Source organism: Luteolibacter sp. (genome assembly GCF_058122085.1).
Genome location: NZ_JBIKBQ010000130.1, coordinates 1 through 10259 on the forward strand (window position 1 = coordinate 1; position 10259 = coordinate 10259).

At 64.6% G+C, this 10259-nt stretch carries 10 protein-coding genes and 1 tRNA gene; 5 read left to right on the forward strand and 6 right to left on the reverse strand.

Annotated elements, in window-relative coordinates; translation table 11 throughout:
- Positions 1-92 precede the first annotated feature (92 nt).
- Positions 93-371: a hypothetical protein gene (locus AC4DF4_RS16220; RefSeq protein WP_490049154.1), complete on the reverse strand. Its 279-nt coding sequence runs from the start codon at positions 369-371 to the stop codon at positions 93-95.
- A 3-nt stretch (positions 372-374) separates the two neighbouring features.
- Between AC4DF4_RS16220 and AC4DF4_RS16225 the strand changes: the two genes are divergently transcribed.
- Positions 375-848, forward strand: coding sequence for a PTS sugar transporter subunit IIA (locus AC4DF4_RS16225; protein WP_490049155.1), 474 nt, complete (start codon positions 375-377; stop codon positions 846-848).
- A gap of 26 nt (positions 849-874) precedes the next feature.
- Positions 875-2620, forward strand: coding sequence for an arginine--tRNA ligase (argS, locus tag AC4DF4_RS16230; RefSeq protein WP_490049156.1), 1746 nt, complete (start codon positions 875-877; stop codon positions 2618-2620).
- A 74-nt stretch (positions 2621-2694) separates the two neighbouring features.
- On the opposite strand, the gene AC4DF4_RS16235 is transcribed toward argS, so the two are convergent.
- Together AC4DF4_RS16235 and AC4DF4_RS16240 are read right to left on the reverse strand one after the other, a co-directional pair.
- Complete coding sequence (locus AC4DF4_RS16235) at positions 2695-5448, reverse strand: phosphoenolpyruvate carboxylase (RefSeq protein WP_490049157.1); 2754 nt, start codon at positions 5446-5448, stop codon at positions 2695-2697.
- Entirely contained in the window at positions 5445-5873 is a 429-nt protein-coding gene (locus AC4DF4_RS16240) for a type IIL restriction-modification enzyme MmeI (protein ID WP_490049158.1), read from the reverse strand. The genes AC4DF4_RS16235 and AC4DF4_RS16240 overlap by 4 nt, the downstream gene beginning before the upstream one ends.
- A gap of 229 nt (positions 5874-6102) precedes the next feature.
- On the opposite strand from AC4DF4_RS16240, the gene AC4DF4_RS16245 reads away from it, so the two are divergent.
- On the forward strand, positions 6103-7638 hold the full coding sequence (locus AC4DF4_RS16245) for a thiamine pyrophosphate-binding protein (protein ID WP_490049159.1): 1536 nt from the start codon (positions 6103-6105) through the stop codon (positions 7636-7638).
- A gap of 10 nt (positions 7639-7648) precedes the next feature.
- Here the strand turns inward: AC4DF4_RS16245 and AC4DF4_RS16250 are convergent, their stop codons facing one another.
- From AC4DF4_RS16250 to AC4DF4_RS16260, 3 genes are read right to left on the reverse strand one after another with little or no spacing between them, the layout of a single operon-like run.
- Complete coding sequence (locus tag AC4DF4_RS16250; protein ID WP_490049160.1) at positions 7649-8164, reverse strand: mannonate dehydratase; 516 nt, start codon at positions 8162-8164, stop codon at positions 7649-7651.
- On the reverse strand, positions 8161-8544 hold the full coding sequence (locus tag AC4DF4_RS16255; protein WP_490049161.1) for a mannonate dehydratase: 384 nt from the start codon (positions 8542-8544) through the stop codon (positions 8161-8163). Before AC4DF4_RS16255 ends, AC4DF4_RS16250 begins: the two co-directional genes overlap by 4 nt.
- Before the next feature lie 2 nt (positions 8545-8546).
- Entirely contained in the window at positions 8547-9368 is an 822-nt protein-coding gene (locus AC4DF4_RS16260; RefSeq protein ID WP_490049162.1) for an SDR family oxidoreductase, read from the reverse strand.
- 264 nt (positions 9369-9632) lie between these two features.
- On the opposite strand from AC4DF4_RS16260, the gene AC4DF4_RS16265 reads away from it, so the two are divergent.
- Positions 9633-9704, forward strand: a tRNA-Arg gene (locus AC4DF4_RS16265).
- A gap of 414 nt (positions 9705-10118) precedes the next feature.
- Positions 10119-10259: L-rhamnose mutarotase (locus tag AC4DF4_RS16270; protein ID WP_490049163.1), on the forward strand; the 141-nt coding region annotated here is incomplete at its 3' end.

The following is a 10259-nucleotide window of genomic DNA, read 5'->3' on the forward strand; positions in this document are numbered from 1 at the left end:
TGCTCAAGGACATTGCCGGGACGCGGTAGCGGGATGTGGCCATGCGCGAGTTGTGCCCGAAGGCGCAGAACATGTGCAGTAATTTGGCTCAATCAGCTGAAAACCAGATTTTTGCCGATTTTAAAAAATCCGCCGTGGGAATCGGCCAGCGCTTCAAAAAGCTCCTCGACAAGCTCGCCCTTCGCCACGTCATCCTTCCCAAATGCAATTTGGGCAGGGCCATGAATTGCGCCCCCGACCCATGTAACATGATTCAGAGAGGCGGCGCGGCGTTTTGAGCACGGTCCCGACGAGGAAATCCGCTTGCAATGGCGAAATCGGAACGGTACCCACTCGCCTCCACCGCAGGGATTGCGGTTTCTGATTTTCATTTTATGAAGTTAGCGAAGTTGCTCAATGCGGACCACATCATCCTTGATATGAAGGCTGTGGAGCACTGGCCGTCAATCGTCGAGCTGGTCGGCCATCTCGTCACGACCGAGCAGCTTCCGGTTTCCCAACACGAGGAAATCCTCGAAGCGTTCAAGGCCCGCGAGGAGTCGGTCAGCACCGGCATCGGCTCGGGCGTGGCGATCCCGCACGCGTTTTCCGACCATTTGGAAAAAGTGATCGCCGTCTTCGGCCGGTCCGTGGCGGGCATCGATTTCGAGGCGCTCGACAACGCGCCGGTGCATTTCATCATCCTCTTCGTCGTCCCGCGCAAGGAATACCACCTGCACCTGCAGACGCTCTCTGCGATCGCGAAAATGTTCACCAACCGCGAGATCCTCCGCCAGTTGGGAGCGGCCGTGGAGCTTGAGGAAATCCTCTCCATTTTCGACTCCAGGCCTGCCCGCGTGGGCGCTTGACCGAGCCGGACATCCCCGCCTTTTTTATGACGCTTCTCCAGGAACTCGAATCCCGCCTTGCCGCCGCGCTGACCGCCACCCTCGGCGAACCGGCCACCGCCGCCGTGACCGCCGCCGCCGACCTCCGCTTCGGCGACTATCAGTCGAACGCGGCCATGGTGCTCGCCAAACAGCGCAAGACCAATCCCCGCGCGCTGGCCCAGGAAATCATCGACCACCTCGAGCTCTCCGGCCTCGCCACCGCCGACATCGCCGGCCCCGGCTTCATCAATTTCCGCATCCTGCCCGCGGCCTACGCGGCGCGCACGGCGGCGCTGATCCGCGATCCGCGCCTCGGCGTTCCCGCCACCGGCGCGGGCAAAACCGTGGTCGTGGATTTCTCCGCGCCCAACGTCGCCAAGCCAATGCACGTCGGCCACATCCGCTCGACGATCATCGGCGACTCGCTGGCACGCATCGCGCGGTTTCTCGGGTTCAAGGTCATCGCGGACAACCACATCGGCGACTGGGGCACCCAGTTCGGCATGATCATTTACGGCTGGAACCACTTCCTCGACGAGGCCGCGCTCGCCGCCGATCCGATCGCGGAGCTGGTCCGCGTCTATCGGAAAGTCAACGCCGCCACCAAGGAAGACCCGGCGGTGCTCGAGGAGTGCAAGGCGGAGCTCGTCAAACTCCAGGCCGGCGACCCGGAAAACCTCGCGATCTGGCAGAAATGCATCGAGGTTTCCAAGAACGGCCTCCAGAAAATCTACGACCGGCTCGACGTGAAATTCGACTACTGGCTGGGAGAGAGTTACTACAACGACCGCCTGCCCGGACTGGTCGAGGAGTTCCTGGAAAAAGGCATCGCCCGCGAGAGCAACGGCGCGGTCTGCATTTTCTCCGACGGCAGCAAGCCGTTGGAGGAAGACCCGTTCAAGGTCCACAAGGAGGAAGGCTGGACCGACAATCCCGCGATCATCCGCAAGGCTGACGGCGGGTTTCTCTACGCCACGACCGATCTCGCGACGATCCAGTTCCGCATCGACGAGTGGCAGGCCGACCACGTCTGGTATGTCGTGGGCGTGCCGCAGCAGCTGCATTTCCGCCAGCTTTTCGACGCCGCCGCGCGCTGGGGCAAGACCGGGGATTTCAAACACATCGCGTTCGGCTCCATTCTCGGCGACGACCGCAAGCTGATGAAAACCCGCTCCGGCGACAACGTCGGGCTCATCGAAGTGCTCGAAGAAGCCGTCGAGCGCGCCGCCAAGGCGATCGCCGAAAAGAACCCGGACCTGCAAGGCGAGGAAGCCGCGCGGATCGCGGAAACCGTCGGCATCGGCGCGGTGAAATTCGCCGAACTCTCGCAGGGCCGCCTGACCGACTACGTGTTCTCGTGGGACCGGATGCTCGCCCTGCAAGGCGACACCGCGCCCTATCTGCAATACTCGCACGTCCGCATCCGCTCGATTTTCCGCAAGCTCGACGCGGCGTTCGACGCCACCGCCGCGGAGATCCATCTCAACGAGGACGCGGAAATCCACCTCGCCCGCCTGCTGGTCCGCTTCGGCGAGGTTTTACCGACCATTCTCGAAGATTTCCGGCCGAACCTGTTGGCGAATTACGTGCTCGAACTCGCCCGCGCGTTCCACTCGTATTTCGAAGCCTGCCCGGTGCTCAAGGCCGAGGAACCGATCCGCTCCAGCCGCCTCGCGCTCTGCGAGCTGACCTCCCGCACCTTGAAACAAGGGCTCAACCTGCTCGGAATCGACGTGCCGGAGCGCATGTGACGCTCAGGCTCCTTAGCGACCGAGCCTGCTCTCGAAGATCTGGGACAGATTGCGGATTGCATCGCCCTTGACGATCAACCGGTCGTCCGCAGGCCGGAGGCGATCGCGTTGATCGAGAGCAAAAGCCGAGGCAGGAGCGAGTCGGCTTCCGTCGTGCGTTCGGCGGCGAGGTGGCCGCGCCACTCGCGGAGCAGGGTGATTTGTTGCTGGTGGAGCACCCGCAGCGGGGCCTCGCGGATTTCCAAGGTCTTCGCCATCCGCGGGCGGCGGTCTTTCATCTCGCCGTCGAAGAGCTCGGCGAGAAGAACCCGCGTGCGCTCGAATTCCGCGAAGATCAGCGCGTTGAACTTGTCCCGGACTTCCACGTTCTCCACCAGGCCCGCATAGTCGCGCATCAATTCGAGGTTCGCGGAGGCGAGGTTGGTTTCCACGTTGGTGAGCACGTAGCTGAGGAAGGTGGATTTGGGCAGGGCTTGTTTGAAACTGGCGAAGCCTGCCGGGTCTTCGGTCTTGAGTGTTTCCAGCGCCGATCCCACGCCGAACCAGCCGGGCAGATAGTAGCGCGCCTGGGTCCAGGAAAACACCCACGGGATCGCCCGCAGGTCGCTGATGGAAAACCCCTTCTTGCCGGTCCGCCGCGCGGGGCGGGAGCCGATGCGCGAGTTTTCCAACGCGTCGATGGGCGTCGCCTGACGATAGAATTCGATGAAGCCGTCCGCCTTGAGGAAGTTCTGGTAGGCGGCCTGGCTGGTTTCTCCCAGCCGCGCCATGAAGGCCTCGCCGGGATCCTCCACGGGCGGCAGGTGGCGGTGACGGGCGGTGGTGACGGCGGCGCCGGCTAGCAGGAGTTCGAGATTGTAGGTGGCGTTGGCGAGGTTGGCGTATTTCTGGGCGATCGTCTCGCCCTGCTCGGTCATCCGGAAGCCGCCGCTCATCGCGCCGGAGGGAAGCGCGGCCATGAACCAATGCGTCGGCCCGGCGCCGCGGGAAATCGTGCCGCCGCGGCCGTGGAAAAAGCACAGCCGCACGCCGTGGTCGCGGCCCACGCGGGTGAGCGCGGTTTGTGCCCGCTGCAGCGCGAACTGCGCGGCGAGGATGCCGCAGTCCTTGTTGGAATCCGAGTAGCCGAGCATCACCTGCTGGCCGCTGAAAATCCCGGCGGCCTGCGAGCGGCGGGTGAGGGGATGTTGTAAAAACGCCTCCAGAATGCCGGGCGAGCGGTCGAGGTCGTCCATGGTTTCGAACAACGGGACGACTTGCAGCGGGCAGAGCAAGCCGTCCGGCGTGAGTTCCATCAGCCCGGCCTCGCGGGCGAGCAGATAGACGCCGAGCAGGTCCGAGAGCTGCCGCGTCATCGAGACGATGAGCGAGCCGAGTCCGGGCGTGCCCCACTCGCGGCGATGGCGCACGAGCACCCGGTAGCAGTCGAGCACGTCGTCCGCCTCGGTGCCCACGCGCAGGTCGTCGTGGAGAAACGGGCGCGTCGATTTAAGCTCGGCGTCGAGGAATTCCAATCGCTGCTGCTCGGGCCATGCGGCGTAGTTCTCGCCATCCGGGATGCTGGCGGCCACTAGCAGCTGGCTGATCGCCTTGTCGTGGAATTCCGAGTTCTGCCGGACATCGAGCGTCGCGAGGTGGAAGCCGAACATCTCCAGCTTGTGCCGCAGCGGGCGGATCGCGGCTTCTTCTAGCAAGTGACAGCCGGCCGCGGCGAGCGTGCGCGAGAGCAAATTCAAGTCGTCCGCGAGGCAGGCGGGATTCCGATAGCCGGGGTTGCCCAGGACTTGCTCGCGTAGCCGCAAGGCCATCAGCGCCGTCATTTGCCGCCACGGCTCCTCCTGGTGGCGGTCGAGGATTTCCGCCACGCCGGAGCTGCCCTGGAGCATGGCGAGCAGTTGGTCGATGCGCGCCTGGAGTTCCGGCGGCACCGGCGTGAGGTAGCGGGAAAGCGTGAGCTGCGAGCCGAGTTCCAACAGCTCGCGCTGCAGCAGCCGGAACGCGGAGTGGCGCAGGGTTTCGAGCGTTTGCCCGGTGACCGCAGGCGTGACTAACGGATGCCCGTCGCGGTCGCCGCCGATCCAGGTGCCGAAGCTCAGCCGAGGGATGTTGCCCGCCGAGCGCAGCATTTCGAGCGGCAGTCCGGCGTCGCGCCAGGCCTCGGTGAAATGCAGGTCGAGCCGGTTGATGGCGGACGGGAAAAGGTCGCGCAGGTAGTGGGTGGCGTTGCGCAGCTCGCTGGTGATGTCGGGCCTGACGAGGTGGATTTCCGCGGTGCGCCAGAGGGTTTCCAAGGTGGTGACGACCCGCTCGCGGATGCGGCGGCGTTCGCGTTCGGTGTATTTCGGGAACTCGTTGCGCACCATTTCATCATAGAGCGCGCGGTGGCGTTCGCGGATGCTGGAGCGCTTGGCCTCCGTCGGGTGGGCGGTCAGCACCGGCTCGACCTGCACGTCGCGCAGGACTTCGAGGATCTGCTCCGGCGTCAGGCCGATGGCGCGCAGGTCCCGCAACGCCTGCGGCCACAAGCCGCGGATCGATTCCGCGCCGAGCGCTTTTTCCCGCTCGCGGCGGATTTCCGCGGCCACCCGCTCCTCGACCATGTTGAGCAGCTGGAAGCCGATCGAGTAAAGCTGCGGCAGTCCCTCGGGCGCGGCGCCGATTTCCGGCTCGCGGCCCGACCACGGGAGAAATGGCAGGAGTTCCGTTTCGCCGGTGCTGACCAGCGCGCCCTTCAAGCACCCGAGCATGTATTGCAACCGCTCGTCAATCAGGTCGAATCCTTCCAGCCGGAGCTGCTCGCGGGTGGGGTTGCTGCTGGAGTCGGTCATGTGCGGCGGCGTTTAAGCATGATCCGGGCCGATTCGGGAAGGGTGGATTCTGAATGATCGGAGGTTTCGGTGCCGGCGAGGTGTTGTTGGATTGCCTCCGGCGGGCTGGGCGACCGGTGGTCGCCGCCACTTTCGCTGATGCCTTGTTTGGTTTCGTTGACGAAGTGGCGGGCTTTGTAGAGGTCGATGTAGTTGGTGACGGAGGAGCCGTCGGGATTCACGCGGGTGATGGTGCGGTCAAAGACGTAGAGGTTTTTCGCGGGATCGGGCGAGGTGGGATCGGGGCGGGGGACTTCGAGGATGTCGCAGAGTTCGGAGAGGAACATCTGGTAGTTGGCGCGCTCGGCGGCGCCGGAGTTTTCCCAGCGGGTGATGAAAAATTCGATGGCGTCCGACGGCGTGGGGCGGAGCGTAGCGGCGATCACCGGTCGCCGCGAGCCAAGATGAAGGCGGAGTGACGTGGGAATGCCGAAATAGGCGTGAAATAGGCGTGGCGAGTGCCGAAGCGGCCATTGCGGAGACCGAAGGGCTCGTTGTTGGTTCTTTCCAACTAAATGACGACACGGCAGGGCTTCGGAAACTACGCGCTTGGACATTGCGGGCGGGCTGGGCTAGGACAGCGCGGTGAACTCATGGAATGCGGCTCTAAAAGTGGTGAAAAGCTGTCTCAAGGCGGGCGTCGGCGAGTTCGTCGTCTGCGCCGGCGCGCGGAATGCCGCCTTGCTCGAAGCGCTCGCCCGCGCCGAGGCGGCGGGCCTCGTCCGCGTCTGGCGGCATTTTGAGGAACGCAGCGCGGGGTTTTTCGCACTCGGCCGGACGATGGAAACCGCGCAACCCTGCGCCGTCATCACCACCAGCGGCACCGCGGCGGCGGAGCTGTTACCGGCGGTCATCGAGGCGCACTATCAGGGCCGCCCGCTGGTCGCAATCACCGCGGACCGCCCGGCGGCGTTCCGCGGGACGGGCGCGCCGCAGACCATCGAGCAGCCGGGGATTTTCGGGAATCACGCGTGGCAGGGGACTTTCGCCGACTGGGACGGCAACCAGCCGCTGCATCTGAACGCCGAGTTCGACGAGGCCTTCGAGGCCGCTGACGAGAATTTCTCGCAGGAATCTCTCAGCGAATTTATTCCCGTGAAGGAAAAGCTCAACGTCGCCGCGCTCGCCCGATGGCTGCGCGAGGAACCTTACAAAGGCATCGTCGTCCTCGTCGGCGGGTTGGAACCGGACGAGCGCGAGGACGTGTTCCATTTCTGCCAGGACCTCGGCGCGCCCGTCGTCGCCGAGGCCACCAGCGGCCTGCGGGAGGCGCTCCAGTCGCTCGCCATCCACGATGCCGACCGCGTTTTGAAAGCCCGCCCGCCCGGCAAAATCCTCCGCCTCGGCGAGGTTCCCAGCGGCCGCTTCTGGCGCGATCTCGAGGAACTGCCGCAGGTCTCCGTCTGGTCCGCCTGCCGCAACGGCCTGCCCGGGCTCGCCCGCGAATCCGGCGTCGTCCGCGGCTCGCTCGACCGCGTCATCCAGGCGCTCGGCCCCATCGAACTCGCCGACGACGCGCTCGACTACCTCGCCGGAGCCGGCAGCCGCGCCGTGAAAATCGACGAGCTGCTGGAAATCTATCCGGACAGCGAGCCCTCGCTGCTCCGCACGCTTTCGCACTACGCGTCCATCGGCGGCGGGCTTTTCCTCGGCAACAGCATGCCGATCCGCGAGTGGAACCATTTCGCCCAATGGGCGCGCCCGGTCCCGTCCGTCCGCGCGAACCGCGGCGCGAACGGCATCGACGGCCAAGTCAGCACCTGGCTCGGCTGGTCCGCCGATGTCAGTGAAACCTGGGCTGTCGTCGGCGACCTCACCGCGCTCTACGACCTGGCCGCGCCGTTCGTGCTCGAGCAAATCCACTGCCAGGGCCGCGTGCTCGGCGTCATCAACAACGGCGGCGGCAAGATCTTCGAACGCCTGCCGCGCCTGCAAAGCATGAGCCCGCGCGCCGTCGAGTGGATGACCAATCCGCAAAGCGCCGATCTATCCGGCCTCGCCACGCTCTGGGGTATGAACCACCTCCGCATCCGCACCGTCGATGATTTCGACAAGTTCGAGGCCGGCGACAAAACCCTGCTCCTCGAAATCATCCCCGACGCCGCCCAGACCACCGCCTTTTGGGCCGCCTGGGACCGGATGAAGGGGTGAAAGATTGAGATCAATCCCGGTTTTCCGCGTGGCGCAGCCCCAGCATCAGTCCTCGCAGTTCGGCGAGCCCGCGCATCCGGCCGATGCAGGAATAACCGGGCGTGATTCCGGCGGGTTTCGGCAGGTCGTCCATCATGGTGTGGCCGTGATCGGGGCGCAGCGGAATCTGCCAGTCGGCGCGGCCTTCCACGCGGCGGCGGTCTTGTTCATCGAGTAAATTCCGCACCACGGCCGGCATGTCCACCGAGCCCTCCAGGTGGTTGGCCTCGTAGAACGATCCGTCCGGCAGGCGCTGCGTGCTGCGCAGGTGGGTGGCGTGGATGCGCGGCGCGAATTTCCTAACCATCTCTGGCAGGTCGTTGTCCGCCCGCGCGCTGAACGAGCCGGTGCAGAAGCCGACCTCCTCCGCCACCGGGATGACGGCTTGGAGAAAGCGCGCGAGGTTCCGCCGCAACCCGTCCGCTCCCATGCCGTCGTATTTCGCTAACATGGCCCGGATGTCGTCGAGCGAGAGCGCCCATTTCACGCCGGGAAACACGTCGATGATCGTGCGGACGAACGCGTCGCGCGCGCCGTCGTCCAGGCTGCTCCACCACGACGCCGCTTGCTCCAGCTGCTCCGGCGAGTAGTCCGCTTCCGCGCCGGGTCGCCGCGGCCCGTCTTGATGTCCTCGTGCACCGGCACCGACTCCACGGCGGTCCAGCGGAGGCCGGCGTCCTCGATCATCTGTTTCCGCTCGCGGATCGCCTCGCGCGGCCAGACCTCGCCATAAGGAATCTGATGGAGCGAAGTGAAAACCGCGGCGGCCCCCGCCTGCCGGATGAAGGACAGCGGCACCGGATCACCCGGGCCGAACCAGCGGAAGCCCTCTTCCAACAGAAACAGATCCGGAGCGGACAAGTTCATGGTCAGACTCCGGAGAACGCGACGAACCCGCCGTCCACCGCGAGCACCGTGCCGGTCACGAATTGCGACGCGTCCGAGAGCAGATAGTGCAGCGCGCCGAAGAGTTCGTCCGCGTTTCCGAAGCGGCCGAACGGGGTGTTGGTGATGATGGTGTTGCCGCGGTCGGTGAGCGATCCGTCCTCGTTCGTCAGTAGGCGGCGGTTCTGCTCGCCGAGGAAAAACCCGGGCATCACCGCGTTCACGCGCAGCTTGCCGCCGGTGCGTTTCGCCATGTCCACGGCCAGCCAGCGGGTGAAATTATCCACCCCGGCCTTCGCCGCGGAGTAGCCGACCACGCGGGTGAGCGCCTGCGGCGAGGAGACCGACGAGTAATTGACGATGGAGCCGCGGCCGCCCTCGATCATCGCCGGGGTGAAGACCAGAGATGGCAGGACGGTGCCGTGCAAATTCAAATCGACGACCTGTTGAAAGGAGTCGAAATCGAGATCGGAGAAACTCTTGTCCGGAGTGATGGTCGCGCCCGGCATGTTGCCGCCCGCGCCGTTGACCAAGCCGTCGATGCGGCCCCATTTCGCGAGCACCGCATCCCGCGCCTGCTCCAGCGCCGGGCGGTCGAGCACGTCGGCGACGAGGCCGGCGCACTGGGCGTCCGGGGTGATGGCGCGGCACTTGGCGAGCGCGGCGTCGAGTTTTTCCTGGCTGCGGCCGAGGAAGGCGATGCGCGCGCCCTGGGCTGCCAGATAGTCGGCGGCGGAGCCTGCGAGGGCGCCGGTGGCTCCGGTGATGACGAAGACGCGGTCGGTGAGGTCGAATAAGTTTTTCATGAGGATGATGGCTTGGCCCTTGGCATCGAAGGCGGCGACCGATTCAGGGTCAAGTTGATTCATTTGCCGGGTGCCAGCGGCTCCTGAGGGACAGTCTTCCCGAGCGGATCGGAACCCATCAGACCCAAGCCTGCGACCCGGAAATCCGCGGAAATCCACGGCTCCGGCCCGATTGACGGCCTGTGGATGCGTGAGAAAACGAAATCCTTCCCTTGCCAATTCCCGCAAGGCCCGTTACGCATTCCGCCTCAGCGCAAACGCACTGGTCCCGTGGTCCAATGGATAGGACGATGGCCTCCGAAGCCGTAGGTAGTGGTTCGATTCCACTCGGGACCACTTGCTGAAAACGCGCTGGAAACCTTGAGGAATAAGGGGTTTCACCGGAAATTGGGTTGCTTGGCAATGGTGCCGGGTAGCAGGAAATAGCACTGACTTGCCCGCAAAATCCGCAACCTCATGCTAACTCTACCTCTACCGCGATCAAGTTGCGTTAAATGGCAAGCGCGCCTGGAACGTCGCCGTTCGGCTCTCTGAAAAGATGCGTCGCCTGTCATTCTTTCTGGCGCAACGACCTGCATCAGCTTCTTTCTCGCTGGTCCGCCGGTGTCATTTAATTTGGCGCAATGCGGAAGCATTCCGGCGCTGCGATTGAAGCTTGCGGAGGCGCGAACAAAAATCAGAATCCTCTCCCCGATCGGTTGCCCAATGGCATCGGCCGACCACCATTTTCAAGCCTAACGAAATCCGTTGATGCAGCGCGCAGACTTCAAGATGCAACTCAAACCCGGCTTCGAGGCCGAATACCGGAGACGCCACGACGAGATCTGGCCCGAACTCTCCCGCGCTCTCACCGAGGCCGGGGTTTCCGATTACTCGATCTTTCTCGACCCG

Coding starts and splice junctions, on each gene's coding strand:
- AC4DF4_RS16260 (WP_490049162.1), bottom strand. CDS start 9,368: ATGAAAAACTTATTCGACCTCACCGACCGCGTCTTCGTCATCACCGGA.
- AC4DF4_RS16255 (WP_490049161.1), bottom strand. CDS start 8,544: ATGAACTTGTCCGCTCCGGATCTGTTTCTGTTGGAAGAGGGCTTCCGC.
- argS (WP_490049156.1), top strand. CDS start 875: ATGACGCTTCTCCAGGAACTCGAATCCCGCCTTGCCGCCGCGCTGACC.
- AC4DF4_RS16235 (WP_490049157.1), bottom strand. CDS start 5,448: ATGACCGACTCCAGCAGCAACCCCACCCGCGAGCAGCTCCGGCTGGAA.
- AC4DF4_RS16225 (WP_490049155.1), top strand. CDS start 375: ATGAAGTTAGCGAAGTTGCTCAATGCGGACCACATCATCCTTGATATG.
- AC4DF4_RS16220 (WP_490049154.1), bottom strand. CDS start 371: ATGAAAATCAGAAACCGCAATCCCTGCGGTGGAGGCGAGTGGGTACCG.